This window comes from Photobacterium satsumensis (genome assembly GCF_050336935.1).
Classification (GTDB): Bacteria; Pseudomonadota; Gammaproteobacteria; order Enterobacterales; family Vibrionaceae; genus Photobacterium; species Photobacterium satsumensis.
This window is the reverse complement of record NZ_JAKJSK010000018.1, coordinates 59,671-79,317: the sequence shown is the minus strand read 5'-3', so window position 1 is coordinate 79,317 and position 19,647 is coordinate 59,671. Positions and strand designations below refer to the sequence as shown.

The window sequence follows — 19,647 nt, the reverse complement described above, 5'->3', positions numbered from 1 at the left end:
TGGTTTTGGGAGTTTTCATTCTTTAGCCAGTTGTGCGCGGCCTGTGTGTTTCTTACTGGCTAGCGAACTACAAATCCAAAATCAAAATCTTGGATCGGCGCTGGAAGTTATACAGCGCTTTCTTGGTAACCGGTAGGCTTTCGACGCTGGATTCACTGAAGCCCTGCTCCCGGAACCAGTGCAGGCTGCGGGTGGTGAGGACAAACAAGTGGAGTAAGCCCATCCTCTTGGCTTGCAGCTTGAGTTGGTTGAGCAACAGGGCACCGCGGTCACCATCGCGGAAATCGCGGTGGACGGCGACGCAGGCCATCTCGGCCATTCTCTCGTCAGGGAACGGGTACAGGGCGGCACAGCCGATGATCAGTCCATCACGTTCGACAATGGTGAACTGCTCGACTTCCTGCTCGAGTTGCTCGCGCGAGCGGCGGACCAAAATACCGTCTTGCTCCAGCGGGCGGATCAGCTCGAGGATCCCCCCGATATCATTGATCGTGGCCTGCCTGACTTTCTCGGCACTTTCCATGACTATTTGGGTACCGATCCCATCGAGAGAGAACAGCTCCTGGATCAAGGCGCCGTCTTCTTTGTAGCTGATCAAATGGCTGCGAGGGACGCCAGCCCGACAGGCGGTGATCGCACCGCGCAAGAAGCGTCCAGTACCGCTACCTTCCTGTTGACATGCAACCAGCCGTTGTAGGGCATGCTCTGCTTCAATCGGCAGCATTTCGGAAACCACCTCTGCGTCGCAGTCCAACACCCCTTGCTCGGAGCAAAAGCCGATTAGTTTGTCGGCCTTCAGTTTTATCGCTAGCTGGGTGGCGATTTCTTCCGAGGTCAGGTTGAAACACTCACCGGTGACAGAGCTGGCTATCGGACCAAGTAACACAATGGCACGTTGGTCGAGTTGACGGTGGATGGCTTCGGTATCTATCCGGCGGATCCGCCCGCTGTGGGCGTAATCCACCCCGTCATCAATTCCCAGCGGTTGGGCAATAACAAAATTACCGCTGACAATATTGATTTGTGAACCGGCCATCGGGGTATTGTTGAGCCCCATCGAGAACCTTGCCGTAATATCTAGCTGGAGGTGTCCTGCTGCCTGTTTGGCAATTTCCAGTGCCCGCTCGTTTGTTACCCGAACCCCTTTGTGGTAAGGGGTTGGATAATTCATTTGCTCGGCGAGGTTGGAAATTTGCGGCCTGGCACCATACACCATCACAATACGCAGCCCCAGACTGTTGAGAAGCGCGATATCATTGACGATATGAGAAAAGTTTTCATGGGCAATGGCTTCCCCGCCAACCATGATGACGATGGTTTTGCCGATGTGGGCATTGAGGTAAGGGGCCGACTGGCGGAACCCTTTGACCAAGGCAGTACTTCTGAACTTCACAGCTGGCTTTCCTTGTAGCAGTGTTGTCGACGCGGGCAATGATCGTGCTTAACGACGAGATAATAGAGATGTTATTAATGATTATGCGATTTATGTCAATAAAAATTCACTGGTGGGGTTGTTTTACGGATGTAACTTCTCCAGCAAACTTGGGGACAAGATCTCGTTCTCTGTTTTGGTTGGCAGATAACTCCCGATATTAGCGCGCTATGGGGTATATTTAGCGGGAAAGCGCTAAATTTAAGAAGTTATGTCCACAGAGCAAAAAACACCCTTGTTTACACATCGACTGATCAGTTTTGCCGTGGCTGCCGCCGCGACCGGTGCATTGGCATTGGGGTTGCTATTGGCCGGCTTGCTAGATGGTAGCAAAGTACATTCTAGCAACCTTCCTGACATCAACGGAATGTGGCTTGAGCAGGATGTCGCCCCCTACGCGGCAGACAGTTTTGAAATTCGCCCGGAAGGGGTGTTTGTCGATGGCCGTCAGGTAAATACCCAATACCAATGGGATGGCAACACTCTTGAGTACCTACGGGGAGGCACCCTTTATTCTTATTCTTTCTTGTCTGGCAGGTTGATCCGCCAGCGTCCGGCGCATTATATCTCTTCTTTTTCTCGCCAGAAGATCGCCCTGCGTCAGTCCCACTAGTTCATTGACACCATCAGTTCATCGGTATTTTGGGGAGCTCCCGCAGTAGCTGGTTAACAGGGAGCTGCTTGAGAGCCACTTTCCTCATGATATCGGCAGTATCAAGGTTACCCCCTAAACATCGCTGGATCACTATATTGATATGGTGTGGCGAATTCCCTTCACTGACCAAATTGCGTATCCACTGGTATTCAATTGAATTGATGTTCAAGAGGGTGTCTTTGCCTACTTTGAGCGGTTGGTACATATGACGCCTCCTTGCGTTCTTAGATGACATTCCTGTTACGCTTTTATTAATTACAGGACGACTATGACACAAATATGACAAAAGTGTCATATGGGCGTGGAATGCGACGCAATTCAGACAAACTGCTGACAATGGAAAGAGGCAGATAGGGAAAAATACCATTTCGTAAGTAACCACTTGTAGGCGAGGGTGCCACAGTTGGTTACACTGGTGAAAATTGGATTCCAAACAAGACGATATAGGATTCACGGTGTTTCGAAAAGCAACAATTGCTCTTTTTATTATGGGGTTGGTGGGGTGTGCCAAGCCAACTGATCGTGGTCAGCAATACCTGGATGGGGAGTTTGAACAGGTACTCAACCAGGTTACGGTTATAGAGTCAGACAAGCCGAAAGACTTTAGCCGTTTCTCGGCACAGATGGAGAAGGTGATTGAACGCTCTCCGTCGATGGCAGGAACGTATCAGGCCCTTTACCGGCAGGTAGAGAACTGGGTTGCCCAAGGCGGTGATCTGTCTGAGTTGGGTAACTTCGGTATCGAGCTTGCCCAGATGGGCGGCGGTGACGGCAACGGTAACGTAATGTTCACGGGTTACTTTTCACCGGTGATTGAGTTGCGCCATCAGCCGGATGACGTATACCGCTACCCGGTTTACGGCATGCCGGAATGTGACGGTCAATGCCCGAGCCGGGCTGAGATCTATGATGGGGCATTGGAAGGTAAGGGATTGGAGCTGGGTTACAGCGCCTCGATGCTAGATGTGTTCATGATGGAAGTACAGGGCAGTGGTTTTGTGCATTTCGATGATAATGACGAGCTACAGTACTTTGCTTACCGCGGTAAGAATGGTCACCGTTATGTCAGTATCGGGCGTATCCTTATCGAGCGAGGTGAAGTCCCGCGCGAGAAAATGTCGCTCAAGGCGATTGATGAGTGGGTAAGCCAGCAGGATGAGGAAACAGCTCGTGAGTTGTTGGAGCAGAACCCGTCTTATGTGTTCTTCAAGCCACAGGATAATCTCGATGTGATGGGAACGGCAGGGATCCCGCTGCAGGCCTTCGCGTCGGTCGCGGCTGATCGCGACTACTTGCCGATGGGCAGTGTACTGTTGGCTGAGGTACCGCAGCTTGATGAAGCAGGCAATTGGAATGGTCAGCATGTGCTTAAATTATTAATGGCACTTGATACTGGCGGGGCGGTGAAGAAAAACCACCTCGACTTGTATCATGGTATGGGCGCCCAAGCAGGCGTAGATGCAGGCCATTACAAGCACTTTGGCCGGGTCTGGAAACTCGGGCTGCAGGGCACGAAAACCGAGCAGCCTTGGGTGGCACCATAGTTTAGCTTTCTGCTGACTGGACAATTTCCCAAAGAGTGCGTATAAATCGCACTCTTTCTTTATGAATGTGTGAATCAGCGCGGAATAGCCATGCGAGAACTAGATACCCCAGCATCAGACAATTACAACCAACGTTTCGGTGGGACCCGCCGCTTGTATGGTAACAGCGAAGTGGAAATTTTCCGTGCCGCGCATGTGTGCGTAATTGGTATTGGCGGTGTCGGCTCGTGGGCAGCAGAAGCGCTGGCACGTTCAGGGATCGGGGAGTTGACCCTGATTGATATGGATGATGTCTGTGTCACCAATATCAACCGCCAGATCCATGCTATGTCAGGCACGGTGGGGCAAAGCAAAATTGAAGTGATGGCCGAGCGTATCAAGCTGATCAACCCTGAGTGCAAGATCAACCTTATTGATGACTTTATCACCCCAGAGAATCTGTCTGAATATATCGACGGACGCTATGACTATGTCTTGGATGCTATTGATAGCATGAAGCCGAAAGCGGCACTGCTGGCTTACTGCAAGAGCAACAAGTACAAGGTGATCACTACCGGCGGTGCGGGTGGTCAAATTGACCCGACCCAAATCCAAATCGCTGATCTGACCAAAACGATTCAGGATCCGCTGGCGAAAAAGCTGCGTGATACCCTGCGTCGCCACCATAATTTCCCGAAAAACCCAAAGCGCAAGTTTGGTATTGATTGTGTCTTCTCGACCGAACAGTTGAAGTACCCGCAGGCTGATGGGTCGGTATGTGGTGTAAAGTCGACGGCTGAAGGGCCGAAGCGAATGGATTGTGCCAGCGGATTCGGTGCTGCAACCATGGTGACGGCGACCTTTGGCTTTGTGGCGGTATCACGTATTTTGCAGAAGCTGGTGGATAAGCACCTGATAAAATAGCGTGTTGGGATACGCGATTGAATAAAAGAAAAGCGAGGATTTATCCTCGCTTTTTTTGTTTTGCCCGATGGTTATTGGCGAGCGGCGCCTAGTGAAATTAATCTTCAGCCAGGGTCTTGATCTGCTCGACAATCGCCTTGAGCCCGTTGCCACGAGAAGGGCTGAGGTGAGCGATCAGGTTGAGTTGCTCAAAATACCCGTCAATATCGAACGCTTGGATCTGCTGGGCGTTCTTGCCTTCAAAGGCTGCCAGTACCAGCGTGATCAGGCCGCGGACGATACGTGCATCGGAATCTGCGGCAAAATGGAAAGTCCCGTCTTCCTGCTGCTGGTGGGTGAGCCAAACCTGGCTTTCGCACCCACTGACCTTGAGTTGTTCCTGTTTGAGTTCCTCAGGCATGGCAGGCAGTTTCTTTCCCAGCTGGATCACGTTGCGATAGCGATCTTCCCAGCCATTGGCCGTCGCCATTTGAGCGATGATTGCCTCACAGGTAATTTCGGTACCGAAAGGATGGCTTGGCAGTGTCATAATCTCTCCTAAAGCAGGCTGCAGGCTTTGTGCAGCGCCGCAATAAATTGGTCTATATCTTGTTGGGTATTATACAGCGCAATGGACACCCTGAGGGTACCGCTGACATTGAGGGCATCCATCATCGGGTGGGCACAGTGATGCCCGGCGCGTAGGGCGATCCCTTGCTGGTCGAGCAAGGTAGCGATGTCCTGGTGGTGGACGCCATCGACCACAAAGGAAAACAGACTCGCTTCCGGCTGGAGGCCGATGATCCGTAAATCCTCAATACCTTGGATCCCTTCGATGGCCCGCTGGCGCAATGTGTGGATATGGCGCTCGGCACCTTCGTGATCGATACTTTTCATCCAGTTGACGGCTGCCGCCATCGCTAAGCTGCCTGCGACATTGGGGGTGCCGGCCTCAAATTTACCCGGTAGGGCTGAGAAGGTGGTGCCGTCAAAACTGACTTTTTCGACCATCTTACCGCCGCCGTGCCAGGGTGGCATCGCTTCAAGCAGGGCCTTTTTGCCGTACAGTGCACCGATCCCTGCCGGGGCAAAAATTTTATGGCCGGAGAAAACGTAAAAGTCGGCATCCAAAGCCTGTACATCGACGCGCTCGTGGGCAACGGCTTGGGCACCGTCAATCACAGTAATCGCACCTATAGCGTGGGCGGCCTTGATAATGGTTTCGACTGGGTTGCGGGTGCCTGTCACATTGGTGACATGGGCAACGGCGACTATCTTGGTATTGGGTGTCAAACGCTGGGCGAAGGCATCCATATCTAACGTGCAATCGCTGTGCATCGGGATTTTGACGACCTTAGCGCCAGTCTGCTCGGCGACAATTTGCCACGGTACGATATTGGCGTGGTGCTCAAGCTCGCTGACCAAGATTTCATCCCCGGCTTGGAGGGTATTGCGGGCATAGGTCTGGGCGATCAGGTTGAGGGCTTCGGTTGCGCCACGGGTCCAGATAATTTCCTTGCTGTCGGCGGCGTTGATGAAGTGCTGCACCGTCTCTCTTGCTTGCTCGAACTGCGCCGTGGCTGTTGCCGTAAGCGTATGGCTGCCCCGGTGGACATTGGCATTGTGGCCACTGTAGTACTGCCGGATTGTTTCAATGACCTCAAACGGCTTTTGGGTCGTGGCTGCACTGTCGAGGTAGACCAGTGGCTGGCCGTTGCATTCTTGGGCCAGGGCGGGAAATTGCTGGCGAATACGTTGGATATCAAATTGGGCAGTCATGGTGTGTCACATAGCAAAAAAGACAAGGAGGAGATCATGCGGCGAAAAAAACAATAGGGCAAGTATTTCTCCAGTTGCTTCAATTATATCAAACGACCGGAGTGACTCCGATTGGATAGGCTATAAAACCTCTGGTATTTAGTCTGGGAGGACGTCGATGCGTCTAAGTTAGGAGAGTGACAGGAAGGGAGAGTCGGTGACAGGTAAAAAAAAAGCACTGCGTTGGGGCGCAGTGCCAAGAATTATTTTGACAGACAGGTCAAAAATACAGGAAGTAAAATTGGTAGATTGACTACCGATCCGGCATAACCCGGACAATATGCAAACACAACATCGCAACGGTGTGGTCGGTCAAATGCCTGAGGGCTAAAAACTTGGCCTTGCTCACCGTTGCGGGGCAAATCATATGGTTTATGTAGCACTTGAACAATGGACAATTTATAATGTTTCCCATAAAAAAAACTAATGCAGGAAAAGTATGTCTAGACGTCTCCCTCCACTCAATTCGCTAAAAGTCTTTGAAGCGGCGGCCCGTAACCTCAGTTTTACCCGTGCTGCGGAAGAGTTATTTGTCACACAAGCTGCTGTAAGCCACCAAATTAAAGCGCTTGAAGAATTTTTGGGGCTCAAATTATTCCGCCGCCGTAATCGCTCTTTATTGCTAACTGAAGAGGGGCAAAGCTACTTTCTCGATATAAAAGACATCTTTTCTGCAATCTCAGATGCCACTGATAAGGTCTTGGAACGCGGCGCGAAAGGAGCGTTAACCATTAGTTTACCTCCTAGTTTTGCTATCCAGTGGCTGGTGCCTCGTCTGGCAGATTTTAACGAGCAACATCCGGATATCGATGTGCGGATTAAAGCGGTGGACTTGGATGAGGGCTCGTTAACCGAAGATGTCGATGTCGCTATCTACTACGGTCGGGGTAACTGGCCGGGGCTGCGCGCTGATAAGCTGTACCAGGAGTTCTTGCTGCCGGTCTGCTCTCCGATGCTGCTCAATGGTGCGAAACCGCTTCGCACGTTGGATGATCTGAAACTCCACACCCTACTGCATGATACCTCTCGCAAGGAGTGGAAAAACTATGTGCGCCATCACGGCATTGAAGGGACCAACGTCAATCAGGGACCGATTTTCAGTCACTCGACCATGGTGCTTCAGGCAGCGGCACACGGTCAGGGAATTGCCCTTGGCAACAACGTACTGGCGCAGCCTGAGTTGGAAGCGGGCCGCTTGGTATGCCCATTCGATGAGGTGTTGATGAGCAAGAATGCCTTCTTCCTTGTGTGCCAAGAACGTCAGGCCGAAACCGGCCGTATCCAGGCCTTCCGCGATTGGGTGTTGGCCAAGGCTGCCCGTGAGCAGGAAGATATGCCAGATGTCGAAGATGGTTTGTAAGATTAACAGGGATAATGCTGGAGACGAGTGTGACTGATTACATCATTGATATGCCGCCAAGCGGAGAATATAGCGCGACCTTCCTGTTTGCCCATGGCGCCGGGGCGGGCATGGAGCATGAATTTATGACCGATATCGCCAAAGGCCTTGCCCTGAAGGGGATCCGGGTGGTGCGGTTTGAGTTTCCCTATATGGTCAAGCGCCGTGAAGATGGCAAGAAACGTCCGCCAGACAGGCAACCTAAGCTGCTGCTGGATCTCCAGCGCCACATCGAGGCGTTTGCCCAAGATGGCAAGTTGGTGATCGGCGGCAAATCCATGGGGGGACGTATGGCCAGCCTGATGGTGACTGATATCGCCAATGCGTCGCCGGATGTGACGAATTGCCAAGATAAAGTCAAAGGTGTTGCTTGTTTGGGCTTTCCGTTTCATCCGCCGGGCAAGCCAGAGAATTTTCGCGGCGATCATTTGCAAACCATCGCACTGCCGACCTTGATCCTGCAGGGGGAGCGCGATACGTTCGGCACCCGCAGCGAAGTGGAAGGCTGGCAATATGCCCCGAGCGTCGAGGTTGGCTTCCTGCCCGATGGTGACCACAGTTTCAAGCCGCGCAAAGCATCGGGCCATACCGAGCTTGGCAATCGGCAGTTGACCGTGAAGTTACTGGCGAAGTTCATCACTGAATGTACGGCCTAGAGAGGGAATATGATGGATAAAGCAAGCCGTTGGCTGTTGGTGTTTGCCGCACTGAGCGGGGCGGTTACAGTGGCTCTGGGGGCATTTGCTGCCCATGGTCTAAAGTCACAGCTGCCGCCGTATTTGCTTGGGGTCTTCGAAACTGGCGTCCAGTATCAGGCATGGCATTCCTTGGCGATTTTTGGCTGTGCAATATTGGCACGCATTCTTCCTTCAAAAGGGGTATTATACGCAGCCCTGTTTTTTGTGGCAGGGATCATACTCTTTAGTGGCAGCCTGTATGCGCTGGCATTGACGAGTATTAAGTGGTTTGGCCCCATCACCCCGATGGGAGGCGTCTGTTTTATCATAGGCTGGGTAGTGCTTGCAGTGGCTGCCTGGCGTTCAGCTTGAGGGTTGAGAGTGAATCAAGTTCTGTTGTACTGCCGTCCCGGCTTCGAGAAAGAGTGTGCCGGTGAAGTTCAAGACAAAGCAAATGCACTGGAGTTGTATGGCTTTCCTCGCGCGAAAAACAATAGCGGCTATGTGTTGTTTGAGTTCTACCAGTCGGGTGATGCGGATAAGTTTATCCAGCAACAACCGTTTGCCGAGCTGATCTTTGCCCGCCAGATGGTTGCAGTCATGCCGATGCTGGAAGATCTGCCGCAAGAAGACCGTATTTCTCCAATCATGGAAACGGTGGTGGATTTCCCTCGCTGTGGCGATCTGCGTGTTGAAACACCGGATACCAACGAAGCCAAAGAGCTGCTGAAGTTCTGCCGCAAGTTCACTGTGCCGCTACGTCAGGCATTGCGAAAGTCTGGAGCCTTGTACAATAAGGACAACCTGAAAAAACCGGTTATGCACCTGTGTTTCATTGCGCCGGGCTGCTGTTTTGTGGGTTACTCTTACACATTCAACAATTCTTCGTTCTTTATGGGGATCCCGCGCCTTAAGTTCCCGTCGGACTCGCCAAGCCGCTCAACCCTGAAGCTGGAAGAAGCCTTCCACGTCTTTATTCCACGAGAAGAGTGGGATGAGCGTCTGGCTCCCGGCATGTGGGGGGTTGATCTGGGGGCTTGCCCTGGTGGTTGGACATATCAGCTGGTGAAGCGCTCGATGTTTGTCCACGCGATTGATAATGGTCAGATGGCACAGAGCCTGATGGATACCGGACAGGTCAAGCACCATGCGGTTGATGGCTTCAAGTTTGAGCCGCCGCGTAAGAACGTGACGTGGATTGTTTGTGACATGATTGAAAAGCCGGCCCGTGTGGCTCACCTGATGGGTGATTGGCTGATCAAGGCCTGGGCGAAGGAAGCTATCTTTAACCTCAAGCTGCCGATGAAAGGCCGCTACGACGAGGTACTGCAGGACATCGAGAACCTGAAAGTGTACCTGATCCAGAACGGCGTGAAGTTCAAGCTACAGGCCAAGCACCTGTACCACGACCGTGAAGAAATCACGGTACATATCCAGCGTCTGGATAACCGCTCGCCGCACTAGTGCTAGGCATAGTTATAAAACACCACCTCCGGGTGGTGTTTTTGTATTGGTCGGATAGGAAATATGGAGTGACAGCAGGCCTAGGAAAAGCGGGCCCTTGGTTCTAGGAAGATCAAAATTCAAAAGCTTGATTAAGCTAGGATTTGGTAATTTCTTCCCTAGGACCTAGGACCTAGGACCTAGGACCCAGGATTCGCTCTTCCTATCCTCCCGCCGTAAAACGAATATCCTGCAGATTGAAGCCGAGTACTAGGTCGGTTTTCAGCGATGCCACTTGCTTGGAGGCGAGGGCTTCATCACGGCTGGCGTCGATTTTCTTCTGCCACTTGGCGGGCAGATCATCGGCAGCCAGAATGGCCTCTAGGTTAGAGTAGAGGCCGAGCAGTTCGACGGCGGCCTTGGGGCCGATCCCGGTCACGCCCGGGATTTTGCTTGAGCTGATCCCAGCCAGTCCCCAGTAGTCCGGCAGTTGTTCGGGCTTGACGCCAAATTCTTTTTCGACAAACGGGCTGTCGAGCCAGCGTTGCTGGAAGTAATCACGGATCCGCAATGTCGGCTGGAGCAGCTGGCAGTAACCCTTGTCGGTAGAGATGATTGTTACTTGCTGGCCACGCGTCGCAACTTTCAGTGCCAGTGTCGCGACCAAATCATCTGCTTCGTCACCGTCTGACAGCAATGAATCGATCCCCATATCCATGAAGGCATCCTGGATAACATCCATCCCGGTCACCAGTTCTTCGGGCATCGGCTTTCGCCCTTCCTTATAGTGTGGGAGCAGTTCGGCGCGCCACCCCCTGTCATCACCATGGTGATCAAAGACCGCGACAATATGGGTCGGCTGGCTGCTTTTGATGATTTTCCCCAGAGCCTGACAGCAGACCTTGGCCGTGTTTGGGATATCGGGCTCACCATGCTGAGCGGCATGGACGCGGCGGATCAGGTTGAGGGCATCAATGATGACAAGGTGGATAGACGACATAGCGTAAACCGTGTAGCTGTAAAGAAAAAAGGGTCAACAGACCCTTCATTGTACGCATTGTTGCAACTAATGTGCACCGTCATCTGGCAGCAGAGCGTGATTATTTCGCAATTGGTGCGGCGGCGGTGATGATTTCGTAGCAGGGCTCGTAATGGCTACCGGGTAGTTTCATCCGTTGTTGCTCGACAAATTGTGTTAGCAGTTTGTCCATTCGCTTCATCAGAGCGACATCACCGTTGATTTTAAAGCGCCCTTTTCGCTCGATTTCGCGGATCCCTTCTTCCTTGACGTTACCGGCAACAATGCCCGAGAAGGCTCGTCGCAAGTTGGCTGCAAGATGCTCTGGTCGCTGGTTCATATGTAAATCTAGGCTGGCCATTGATTCATGGGTGGGTTCGAACGGCAGCTGGAATTCCGGCGGAATCGTCAGTGACCAGTTATAGCTGTAGGCGTCGCCAGTCGCCAAGCGCTGTTCTTTGATCAGCGGCATGGCCGATTTCATGACCCGTGCCACTTGGGCAGGATCATCAATGATGATCTGGTAATGCTTGGTTGCGGCATCACCCAAGGTATCGCGAATAAAGCTATCAAGGGTACGGAAATAAGGCTCGGATTCTTTGGGGCCGGTGAGTACGACCGGCATAGGCTGGTCGGCATTTTCTGGTTCCATCAAAATACCGAGGATATAGAGCAGTTCCTCGGCGGTACCTGCCCCGCCGGGGAAGATAATGATACCGTGGCCGACTCGGACAAATGCTTCCAGACGTTTTTCGATATCCGGCAAGATCACCAGCTCGTTTACTATCGGGTTAGGGGGCTCGGCGGCAATAATTGACGGCTCGGTCAGGCCAATGAAGCGGCTGTTGTGATAGCGCTGTTTAGCATGGCCAATGGCCGCTCCTTTCATCGGTCCTTCCATCGCTCCAGGGCCGCAGCCAGTACAGATGTTGAGTTCGCGTAGTCCCAATTCGTTGCCGACCTCACGGGTATATTGGTACTCGATAGGATTGATGGAGTGGCCGCCCCAGCATACAACAATGTTGGGATCGCCTCCGGAGCGGACGGTTTGGGCATTGCGCAACACACTGAAGACAAAATTGGTAATGTGCGGTGCACTGGTCAGGTTGATGTCTTTGCGTTGCTGGACATGCATGTTGACGTAAACAATATCGCGCAGAACGGCAAACATGTGCTCCTGGATTCCGCGGATGATCCGACCGTCGACAAAGGCGTGCTCTGGCGGATTCATCAGTTCGAGTTTGATCCCGCGTTCACGCCGCATGACGTTCACATCGAAGCTTTTGTGTTTTTCGAGCAATTCTTTTGAATTATCGGTGTGGCTGCCAGAATTGAGTACCGCCAACGAGCAGTTACGATACAGACGGTAGATGTCGCTGGAGGCCGTTGCTTTGAGCAAGTCGACTTCGTGCTGAGAAAGTAGGTCCATTGAACCTACCGGACTGATATGAGTGATCATGATTACCTCCCTGATCATGACAAGACGGCGGTATCCACTGGGTGTATTCATTGTAGGAAGAATCGGTGAATACTGCCGGATGAAGCAGAAAGTAAACCGCTCGGGAGTACACTCTGTTTCCTGAAGATCAGCCTATGAGAAAAGTATTAGATACAAGTGACTGATATATTTACCATACACAGAGATGCCGTTTTTTACCAGCCATTGATAGGGTGATGATTTACAGTGTGATCAGAAAATCCAGAAAATTCGATTGCTGCCAGCGCTGCGTGCGCCAGTGAGGGCTTTGTCGGTTCTCTCAATGATGTCAGTCGGGGTATCGTTGCTCTCGAACAGGGTGGCCCCCATCGAGACTGTGATGGCGATGTTGTTGTCGCGAAAGCGGAATGGCAGCTGCGCAATGGCTTGGCGAATAGCGGTAAGGCGCAGGTTGCGCTGCTCTTCGCTAACATCCGGTAGGATCAGCATAAAAGCATCGTCGCCGAAGCGGCCGATAAAATCGGTAGGCTCTAGCTGCTTGCGAATAGTCCGGGCGATAATTTTTAAAATCTTATCACCGGCCTGATGGCCATATTGCTGGTTCACCGTGCTGAAGTTGTCGATGTCGACCAAGGTCACGCATAGTGGGTGCTGGTAACGCAACCAGCGCCGGTACTCGTGCTCGAGACGGTCATTGAGAGCAGTGCGATTGTACACCTTGGTCAGGTTATCGAGGAAGATACGCTGCTCTTGGTCAGTTAGCCGCTGGCGGTAATCCATGGTTTGATCGTAAAGGTGTTCGATCTTCGATTTGTTGTAGCTTAGCTGCTCCAGTAAGGCCTTTTCCCGTTTTTCCAGTGCCTTATTACGCTCGGCAAGCACCAGTAGCTCTTTGGTCAAGTGCGTCAGTTCGGGCCGCCAGCTATCAAGCTGCTTATGGGTTTGCAGGCCAGACTTGATTGACTGGGCCAGCTCGGCCAGCTCGTCGGTCATCTCACCGCGGTGTTCGTATATGGTGTGACTTTGTTCGGCACTTTGCTGGGTGGTCTTGCACAGGGTACCCAGTTCACCGTTCACACTATCAAGAAACTGTTGTGAGGCTTGGCGCTCTTGGTGGGTCCCAGCGAGCACCAGGCGCAACACTTCGAGAGCGATTGTCAGTAGCTCTGATGGCAGTACGCCTTTGAGTAATTGATTCCTGATGGTTAGCAGCTTGTCTCCGGCTTCTCCATCGAAGTCGAGCTCGGTGATCAAGTGCTGCAATTCGGCGGTCAGCTTCATCAACAAGTCTTGCTGGATAGCTGCCGGGTTATTCTGCAGCCCCTTGGTGGCGACCAGCTTCAAGGCTCGCTCATACAGCGACATTAAACCAAGAACATGCTGGAGTGATCCTGACAGTGTCGTGGCTGGCTGGGAGAGTAGCTGGTGGAGGTCGCGTTTTAACTGGGCGGGAAGGCCGGGAAAACGGCGCAGGATTTCACTGTTGCGTTGGAATTGTCTATCCAGCAGCTCCCGCTCTTTGGGGTGGGCATCTCCCATCCGGTTTGCCAGCCGTTCAACGACCGCAATACGTGGGATGAGCAGGCTGATGTCTTTCTGCTGTTCCAGATCCTGGCGCAGCATGCCCAGCTTCTCATCCAGCTCTAAGTCTAACCCACGGCAAGCCACTGATAGCCGGCTGATCAGACGTTTCAGGATCGCGATTTCCCGCCGGGACTTCAGAGAGGCGTCACGGTGGGTAAGTTGAGCTTGGTCCAAACGTAGCTTCAACTGACTCAATTGGGAAGCTACGGCATTTATGTCTGTCACAGGGTTACGGTGTGGTCCATGGTGGTAAACTTGTTTCTTATCAGCTGGTTAAAAAGTGATAAGGAAAATCATGCTAGCAAAAACTCTATTTTAATTCATAGTTATCGGCCATGGAGCCGTTAATTCCATCACATTAACTGATATTTTTGTCAGAAACGTGATCGTTGTTCCAGCTAATATCGCAATTGCCTGAAGTTTGTACTTTTACCAGCCCATTATGGATGCCTTGGATACACGAGCGGCGGATATTATCGCTGGCAAAACTGGCGGCTGGGGCGGCATCGATGGCACTGAGGTGAACCCACTGGCTGCCTGATTCCTGCTTACTGATCTCGCGGGCGGCATTGGTCGCCATCAGCAAGATATCGAGTAGCTCGTGGTCATTGATCGCGGTGTAGGCCCGAGGGAGGAATGGGTATTCTGCCATGCCAATCCTGACCCGGTTGTCGATGTGCTTGTTTTCGAGGAAGCGGTCAACCAGCTGCTGCAGAGATCCCGCCAGCTGTTCCGGTGCCGAATCGAGCCGTGAGTTTGGTTCGATATACAAGAACATCGCATCGGAGAAGTGGTACAGCCTGGCCGGTTCGCAAATTTGCTCGGTGAGGTATTCACCAAACTGGCGCTCGAGTTCTAACCCTTGCTGGTAGCCATGCTTGAGGTAAATGTGCTTGAGGAACGGCACTTCGAACAGGGCGAAGCGCAAGCGGTCACTCAGTGGCTCGTTGATGATCTCGCCAAGGTGCCATTGCTCGAAGTTGGCGCTGCTCTGCTGCAGGGAGTTAGGCAGTTTGGCGGTCAGCATCCGTAAGTTTCGCAGCCCGCTGCGCGGGTGGGTATAGAAGTCGCTGCGAAGGCGTAGCAGGCGTGCCTGCAGCTGTTTGGCGGTCTTGTGGCGTCTCATCAGTAGGATAAAAATGACGCCGGTCAGGCAGAACAGGAAGATGGTGACATTTTTTTGTTTGTATAAGGCTTTGCTGCTCTCAAATTGCTGGCGCTCCAGCTCTTCGAGGTGCAGCGAGCGCTCCAGCATGCGCTGCTGCTGCTTGAAAACTTCGACGTTGCTTTTCACCTGTGCTTGCTGTTTGGTCGAGAACAGCTGTTCATACCGGCGCTGGCTCAGCAGGGCATTGTAGAAGTCGCTCTGTTGTTCGAATGCTTTTGACAGCAGGCTTTCCCCTGTCAGCTGGAGATCACTGTTGCCGAGACGGCTGGCAGCAATCAATCCGGTTTGCAGGTTGGAGATAGCCTCTTCGATGTTGCCTTCGGCCAGTTCCAGCTCTCCCTGGAGAATTTGGGCATCGGCCAAGATTGCCTCGTTGCCGGTCTGGGTGGCAAGCAAGCGGGTATGGTGCAGGTACTGCTCTGATTTCGGGTAGTTGTACAGCTGGAGATAAACCCGGGCGATGTTAAGCCTTAGCCTCGCCGAGCGAATTTCGCTGTTCAGCTGATTTTCCTGATCCAGCGCGTTGAAGTAATGAACCAGGGCCAGATTGTAACGGCCTTGCTGCTCATAAATTGAAGCGATCAGCTCCAGTGTCTTGGCGAGTGGCCGGCTGCGATCGTAATGTTCGAAAAACTCACCGGCTTGGGTGGCATGCTCCAATGCTTTGTCAAAGACCTTACGCTGCTCGAACAGAACCGCCAACTCGTAATTGGCAATCGCCGTTTGGGCTTGGTCTTCATTCTCGACAGCAAGCCAGTAGCCGCTCAGCAAGCGGTCCAGTGCGGTATCGTAGTGGCCATGTTTGAAATAATGTCGGCCGACAACCAGTTGGTAATGGATTAATTCACCGGGATCATCGAGGTTGATTAGGTAGCGTTTGGCCTTGAGGAAGCCTTTTTCTGCCAGATTTTCTTCTGCAGTGGCCGATTGGATGATCGAGCGTTGCATCAGTGACTGGTATTGCAGACGTTTGATCTGGCTGTCGAGCATCAGGTTGGTGCTTGATGCAATATCCGCATCAATCTTATCCAGCATTTTCAGCGAGCGGACGTTATTTTTTAGGTTGCCCCAGTAAATATCGGCACGGATCAACTGGCTTTCGAGCCGGCTGAACGTGAGGTTTTCCTCGGTGGAGATATCGCTAGCTTGTTTGATAGCCGCCAATGCCTTGTCAGGTTGATTGAGCAGCAAATGGGCCTGGGCTAAGATTTGTAACGCATTGACGGTACTCAGCGGTGTTCGGATTGAATGGTCAGTTTCGTCATTGATGTGAACGCGGGAGGTTTCTTTGGGGGCACTTAACCGGCGCTGGTCGAGATAGCGGGTGGTGAGAACCAGAGATTGCTCAGGGTTGGTTTGGAGCAGCTCATTGGCTTCTGCCAGGATAGGCGTGGTAAAAATTTTAGCTTGTGTGCTGAACGAGATAATGCCAATCAACAGCAAACGGAACAGCCAACGGCTAGCAGACATACTTTCAAGAACCCAAAAAAACAGTACCACCAATATTAATGGGTTAGCTTATCAAGTCCAGCAAAGTCTTCGAATTTGCTGGACTAATCCCCAAGTAACTCGGGTATACACCAAACTGAGTAATAATTTGCACATCTCTGTGTATCAATCAGTCGGGCGTTATCACAACGCTGAATTACTGCCTTGCAAGGCGGAAGTTATCGCTAGGCGTTTTACCCATGTTAGTGCGGTAAGGGTTGATATCAAGCCCGCCACGGCGAGTATAGCGCGCATAAACGGTTAAAAGCTCAGGCTTACAATAGTGCATAATGTCGGTGAAAATACGCTCGACACACTGTTCGTGGAACTCGTTATGGTTACGGAATGAAATTAGGTAACGTAGGAGCTTTTCACGGTCGATCTTCTTACCTGTGTAAGAGATGCGTACGCTTCCCCAGTCGGGTTGGCTGGTGATCAGGCAGTTAGACTTTAGCAGGTGGCTGTGCAAGATCTCAGTGACACTTTCTTCTGATACCGCCCCTTCAAGGTAGGATGGATCAAACTCGTAGTCAGTGATTTCGATATCTTGATCATCAATACACTCGCCAAAGAAGTTAGCGATAGGTTGGTCGTCAAAATCTGATATCGGCTGAATGGTGACATCAACATCTTCACCTGCACACTGGGTTAAATCTTTCTGCAGAATATCGGCCACTTCCTGCCAGCTTGCAAACTTAGTTTGGTTAAAGCTGTTGAGGTATAGCTTGAATGATTTTGACTCAATCAAGTTTGGACTCGTCGCCGGCAGGCGAACCTCACCAATGGCAACCTGTGGCAAGCCTTTGCTGTTTAGCCAAGAAAGCTCATAGAGTGTCCAGATATCATAGCCCGTGAATGGCAATGTTTCGCCAAGTGCGAGATCATCTCGGTTCAGGCTACGAGGCACTGGTTGAAGAAGGGAGGCATCGTATTGATCTTTGTACTCGGTACCCTGACCTAAGGTCAAACCGGCTAATTCTTTCGCGTCTTGATATTTGCTCATACTGTCCTGGACACACTTGGATTAGAATAGGCAAAGTTTACTTAATCTTTTGAGAGGTTGCGAATGAATCATCCCGTTGCAACGGCGTTATCTGAATTTTCTTCCCGTTTTTTGCAAGCATGGTGTGATGCCGGTCAAGGTTTTCCCCGTAGTGATGACTTGGTTGGCCTTCCTTCGCCTTGTGTAAAGGCCGATGATGGTTACGAAGTGAGTTGGCAGCCGGTTGTCCGATCGCCAATGGGGGGGCTTTCCGGTGTGGAAAAAGGGATCGAACTTCGCCTGCATGAAGACATCGTTGCATTCTACGGTGCCCAGTTTAGCGGGGATATGGCTGCCAGGTTCCAAACGGTGACGGGCCATATCGAGCTTGATTTGCTACAGGCTTTCAATGAAGACGATGTATTGCGTTTGCAGGAAAATATTCTGGGTCATCTGGTGACCCAGCGTCGTTTGAAGCTCAAGCCAACAGTGTTTATCGGGGCAATGGACTCCGAAAGTGAAGTGGTGTCGGTATGTAACCTGACCGGCGAGGTGATCCTAGAGACGTTGGGTAAAGACAAGCGAGAGGTATTGGCACCAAACCTTGAGCAATTTTTGGCTGCCCTGCAACCTGTGGTAAAGGCCGAGTAAGTTATGTACGTCGTTGAATTGCAATTTGAATGTTTTGATAACACCACCATTGCGGCTGTGGATACCGCCATCAATGGTTTATTGGACGCCCTGCGTTATAACGGCCAGGTATTGGGACGAGAATTTCCCATCGTAATGGATGAGGCTACTTTTAAAGTGCGGGCGGTGTGTCCTGAAGAGGACAGCCTGCACGCTCGCTTCAACAGCCCACAGGTGAAAGCGTGTATGAACCGGCTGAGCCAGGCCAGCCTGCTCAGTCCTAAGGTGAAGCTGCTGGGACGGGATCTCAATTCAGAAGCGGCTGCCGAGGATTTCTCTCCGAGCTGGCAGGTGATGTATACCACGTATGTTCACACCTGTTCGCCATTGCGCTGCGGGGATACCCTGATGCCGATACCGCTTTACCGCCTGCCGGAGCCGACACTGAACGGCGATCATAAAGCGGTAGTTAAGTGGCAGACCGAATGGCAGGCCTGCGATGAGCTGCAAATGGCAGGGGCGTGCCAAGCCGAACATGCGGCACTGCATGAAATTCGTGATGCCGACAGTGATATTTTCCGCCGTGGCTGGGACTTGCGTGGACGGATCGAGTTTATGACCAAGATCCCGACCTATTATTATCAGTATCGGGTGGGTGGGGAAAGCCTCGAAAGCGAATTGAATCGCCCTTGCCCGAAATGCGGTGGCCAGTGGCGATTGGATGAGCCCTTGCATGGTATTTTCCATTACAAGTGCGACAAGTGCCGTATTGTTTCTAACCTATCGTGGGACTTCCAGTAGGTGACATGTCAAACTGAGTGAATAGCGAGGCGCAGGGCAAACCTGCGCCGCTAGATTTGCGATATGTTGCAGCGGCAAACTACGCCTGTGTCTTTTCCAGTTGCTCCAGCCGTGCAGTCAGTGCTGCGACTTGCTGCTCCAGGGCAGCAATGCGGACCTCGGCGCTAGGCTGCTGGTCTACTTTTTCTATTTTGGGTACCCGCGCGCTCGATTTCCAACTCTGCAATGCTTTGATGATCAAAGGCATTGGCAGGGGGTCGACCAACCTCGATTTAATTAATGCCACCGAGGGCTCTTTGCCTTCTGCAACCAAGGCGTTGATAGCCTCGGTGAGGGCTTGGGTGATTTCTGAGGACATGCGGTTTCCTTGTTGCCGTCGTATATGGGTATATTCTCCCTCAATCGCGCCAGTGTGCACAATAGACAAGGCGTGGCTCATTTCCTTAGTAAGGCATCCAGCTGATCAATAACTTCACACCAGTCAGCATCCTGCTCTTGTGATTCTTTGAGGAAGCGCTTCTGTGAAGGCTGCCAGAAATTGGCTTCAGATAACTGTTCATGCTGGGCGAGGCGGTGCTCGGCCAGGAAGGTTTCGATAAACTCATTAGAATTGTTCAATCCCAACTGGCTGAATAGAGAGGCAAGGTTGTGGTTGAAGGTTTCCATGGACACTCCTTGGCTAGCGCAA

Annotated in this window: 20 protein-coding genes; 9 read left to right on the top strand and 11 right to left on the bottom strand. The window is 51.9% G+C overall.

Annotation, left to right across the window (positions count from 1 at the left end):
* Positions 1–67: 67 nt before the first annotated feature.
* Positions 68–1,393 (bottom strand): amino-acid N-acetyltransferase, encoded by a 1,326-nt coding sequence (argA, locus tag L4D79_RS26850; protein ID WP_428656309.1) that lies wholly within the window; start codon positions 1,391–1,393, stop codon positions 68–70.
* A gap of 250 nt (positions 1,394–1,643) precedes the next feature.
* On the opposite strand from argA, the gene L4D79_RS26845 reads away from it, so the two are divergent.
* The gene (locus L4D79_RS26845) at positions 1,644–2,045 is read left to right on the top strand and encodes a DUF2850 domain-containing protein (RefSeq protein ID WP_428656307.1); all 402 of its coding nucleotides are present in this window, start codon (positions 1,644–1,646) and stop codon (positions 2,043–2,045) included.
* A gap of 13 nt (positions 2,046–2,058) precedes the next feature.
* Here the strand turns inward: L4D79_RS26845 and L4D79_RS26840 are convergent, their stop codons facing one another.
* Positions 2,059–2,292: a hypothetical protein gene (locus tag L4D79_RS26840; RefSeq protein WP_428656305.1), complete on the bottom strand. Its 234-nt coding sequence runs from the start codon at positions 2,290–2,292 to the stop codon at positions 2,059–2,061.
* A gap of 250 nt (positions 2,293–2,542) precedes the next feature.
* Here L4D79_RS26840 and mltA point away from each other — a divergent pair, with 250 nt between their 5' ends.
* Positions 2,543–3,631 (top strand): murein transglycosylase A, encoded by a 1,089-nt coding sequence (mltA, locus tag L4D79_RS26835; RefSeq protein WP_428656302.1) that lies wholly within the window; start codon positions 2,543–2,545, stop codon positions 3,629–3,631.
* Positions 3,632–3,721: 90 nt separating this feature from the next.
* Positions 3,722–4,534: a tRNA cyclic N6-threonylcarbamoyladenosine(37) synthase TcdA gene (gene tcdA, locus L4D79_RS26830; RefSeq protein ID WP_428656299.1), complete on the top strand. Its 813-nt coding sequence runs from the start codon at positions 3,722–3,724 to the stop codon at positions 4,532–4,534.
* Between the two features lie 97 nt (positions 4,535–4,631).
* On the opposite strand, the gene csdE is transcribed toward tcdA, so the two are convergent.
* Together csdE and csdA are read right to left on the bottom strand one after the other, a co-directional pair.
* A complete protein-coding gene (gene csdE / locus L4D79_RS26825; RefSeq protein WP_428656297.1) occupies positions 4,632–5,063 on the bottom strand; it encodes a cysteine desulfurase sulfur acceptor subunit CsdE in 432 nt (143 codons plus the stop codon).
* 8 nt (positions 5,064–5,071) lie between these two features.
* Positions 5,072–6,292 (bottom strand): cysteine desulfurase CsdA, encoded by a 1,221-nt coding sequence (gene csdA, locus L4D79_RS26820; RefSeq protein ID WP_428656295.1) that lies wholly within the window; start codon positions 6,290–6,292, stop codon positions 5,072–5,074.
* A 478-nt stretch (positions 6,293–6,770) separates the two neighbouring features.
* Between csdA and L4D79_RS26815 the strand changes: the two genes are divergently transcribed.
* From L4D79_RS26815 to rlmM, 4 genes are read left to right on the top strand one after another with little or no spacing between them, the layout of a single operon-like run.
* Positions 6,771–7,691 (top strand): transcriptional regulator GcvA, encoded by a 921-nt coding sequence (locus L4D79_RS26815; protein ID WP_428656293.1) that lies wholly within the window; start codon positions 6,771–6,773, stop codon positions 7,689–7,691.
* A 14-nt stretch (positions 7,692–7,705) separates the two neighbouring features.
* Positions 7,706–8,386 carry an alpha/beta family hydrolase gene (locus L4D79_RS26810; protein ID WP_428656291.1) on the top strand — a complete coding sequence of 227 codons (681 nt, stop codon included), beginning with the start codon at positions 7,706–7,708 and terminating at the stop codon, positions 8,384–8,386.
* A 9-nt stretch (positions 8,387–8,395) separates the two neighbouring features.
* Entirely contained in the window at positions 8,396–8,779 is a 384-nt protein-coding gene (locus L4D79_RS26805) for a DUF423 domain-containing protein (protein WP_428656288.1), read from the top strand.
* A 9-nt stretch (positions 8,780–8,788) separates the two neighbouring features.
* Positions 8,789–9,871, top strand: a complete 1,083-nt coding sequence (rlmM, locus tag L4D79_RS26800; RefSeq protein ID WP_428656285.1) for a 23S rRNA (cytidine(2498)-2'-O)-methyltransferase RlmM — start codon at positions 8,789–8,791, stop codon at positions 9,869–9,871.
* Between the two features lie 202 nt (positions 9,872–10,073).
* Here the strand turns inward: rlmM and xni are convergent, their stop codons facing one another.
* The 5 genes from xni to queF all read right to left on the bottom strand — a co-directional run bounded on the left by xni (position 10,074) and on the right by queF (position 17,549).
* The gene (xni, locus tag L4D79_RS26795; RefSeq protein WP_428656283.1) at positions 10,074–10,850 is read right to left on the bottom strand and encodes a flap endonuclease Xni; all 777 of its coding nucleotides are present in this window, start codon (positions 10,848–10,850) and stop codon (positions 10,074–10,076) included.
* 100 nt (positions 10,851–10,950) lie between these two features.
* Positions 10,951–12,327: a nucleotide 5'-monophosphate nucleosidase PpnN gene (ppnN, locus tag L4D79_RS26790; protein ID WP_428656280.1), complete on the bottom strand. Its 1,377-nt coding sequence runs from the start codon at positions 12,325–12,327 to the stop codon at positions 10,951–10,953.
* Between the two features lie 231 nt (positions 12,328–12,558).
* The gene (locus L4D79_RS26785; RefSeq protein WP_428656278.1) at positions 12,559–14,115 is read right to left on the bottom strand and encodes a sensor domain-containing diguanylate cyclase; all 1,557 of its coding nucleotides are present in this window, start codon (positions 14,113–14,115) and stop codon (positions 12,559–12,561) included.
* A gap of 133 nt (positions 14,116–14,248) precedes the next feature.
* Positions 14,249–16,528, bottom strand: a complete 2,280-nt coding sequence (locus L4D79_RS26780; RefSeq protein ID WP_428656276.1) for a tetratricopeptide repeat-containing diguanylate cyclase — start codon at positions 16,526–16,528, stop codon at positions 14,249–14,251.
* Positions 16,529–16,703: 175 nt separating this feature from the next.
* Positions 16,704–17,549: an NADPH-dependent 7-cyano-7-deazaguanine reductase QueF gene (gene queF / locus L4D79_RS26775; RefSeq protein WP_428656274.1), complete on the bottom strand. Its 846-nt coding sequence runs from the start codon at positions 17,547–17,549 to the stop codon at positions 16,704–16,706.
* A gap of 63 nt (positions 17,550–17,612) precedes the next feature.
* On the opposite strand from queF, the gene syd reads away from it, so the two are divergent.
* Positions 17,613–18,179, top strand: coding sequence for a SecY-interacting protein (syd, locus tag L4D79_RS26770; RefSeq protein ID WP_428656272.1), 567 nt, complete (start codon positions 17,613–17,615; stop codon positions 18,177–18,179).
* A 3-nt stretch (positions 18,180–18,182) separates the two neighbouring features.
* Positions 18,183–18,959, top strand: a complete 777-nt coding sequence (locus L4D79_RS26765) for a Zn-ribbon-containing protein (protein WP_428656270.1) — start codon at positions 18,183–18,185, stop codon at positions 18,957–18,959.
* 79 nt (positions 18,960–19,038) lie between these two features.
* On the opposite strand, the gene L4D79_RS26760 is transcribed toward L4D79_RS26765, so the two are convergent.
* Both L4D79_RS26760 and L4D79_RS26755 read right to left on the bottom strand, forming a co-directional pair.
* Positions 19,039–19,317 (bottom strand): hypothetical protein, encoded by a 279-nt coding sequence (locus tag L4D79_RS26760; protein ID WP_428656268.1) that lies wholly within the window; start codon positions 19,315–19,317, stop codon positions 19,039–19,041.
* A gap of 77 nt (positions 19,318–19,394) precedes the next feature.
* The gene (locus L4D79_RS26755) at positions 19,395–19,625 is read right to left on the bottom strand and encodes a DUF2789 domain-containing protein (RefSeq protein ID WP_428656266.1); all 231 of its coding nucleotides are present in this window, start codon (positions 19,623–19,625) and stop codon (positions 19,395–19,397) included.
* Positions 19,626–19,647: the final 22 nt, after the last annotated feature.

Bases quoted from the DNA above. Each gene is read 5' to 3' on its own strand.
- L4D79_RS26760 (WP_428656268.1), bottom strand. From the start codon at position 19,317: ATGTCCTCAGAAATCACCCAAGCCCTCACCGAGGCTATCAACGCCTTG.
- L4D79_RS26755 (WP_428656266.1), bottom strand. From the start codon at position 19,625: ATGGAAACCTTCAACCACAACCTTGCCTCTCTATTCAGCCAGTTGGGA.
- ppnN (WP_428656280.1), bottom strand. From the start codon at position 12,327: ATGATCACTCATATCAGTCCGGTAGGTTCAATGGACCTACTTTCTCAG.
- L4D79_RS26815 (WP_428656293.1), top strand. From the start codon at position 6,771: ATGTCTAGACGTCTCCCTCCACTCAATTCGCTAAAAGTCTTTGAAGCG.
- L4D79_RS26805 (WP_428656288.1), top strand. From the start codon at position 8,396: ATGATGGATAAAGCAAGCCGTTGGCTGTTGGTGTTTGCCGCACTGAGC.
- L4D79_RS26845 (WP_428656307.1), top strand. From the start codon at position 1,644: ATGTCCACAGAGCAAAAAACACCCTTGTTTACACATCGACTGATCAGT.
- xni (WP_428656283.1), bottom strand. From the start codon at position 10,850: ATGTCGTCTATCCACCTTGTCATCATTGATGCCCTCAACCTGATCCGC.
- syd (WP_428656272.1), top strand. From the start codon at position 17,613: ATGAATCATCCCGTTGCAACGGCGTTATCTGAATTTTCTTCCCGTTTT.
- queF (WP_428656274.1), bottom strand. From the start codon at position 17,549: ATGAGCAAATATCAAGACGCGAAAGAATTAGCCGGTTTGACCTTAGGT.
- L4D79_RS26840 (WP_428656305.1), bottom strand. From the start codon at position 2,292: ATGTACCAACCGCTCAAAGTAGGCAAAGACACCCTCTTGAACATCAAT.
- L4D79_RS26780 (WP_428656276.1), bottom strand. From the start codon at position 16,528: ATGTCTGCTAGCCGTTGGCTGTTCCGTTTGCTGTTGATTGGCATTATC.
- L4D79_RS26810 (WP_428656291.1), top strand. From the start codon at position 7,706: ATGCTGGAGACGAGTGTGACTGATTACATCATTGATATGCCGCCAAGC.
- csdE (WP_428656297.1), bottom strand. From the start codon at position 5,063: ATGACACTGCCAAGCCATCCTTTCGGTACCGAAATTACCTGTGAGGCA.
- L4D79_RS26765 (WP_428656270.1), top strand. From the start codon at position 18,183: ATGTACGTCGTTGAATTGCAATTTGAATGTTTTGATAACACCACCATT.
- csdA (WP_428656295.1), bottom strand. From the start codon at position 6,292: ATGACTGCCCAATTTGATATCCAACGTATTCGCCAGCAATTTCCCGCC.
- tcdA (WP_428656299.1), top strand. From the start codon at position 3,722: ATGCGAGAACTAGATACCCCAGCATCAGACAATTACAACCAACGTTTC.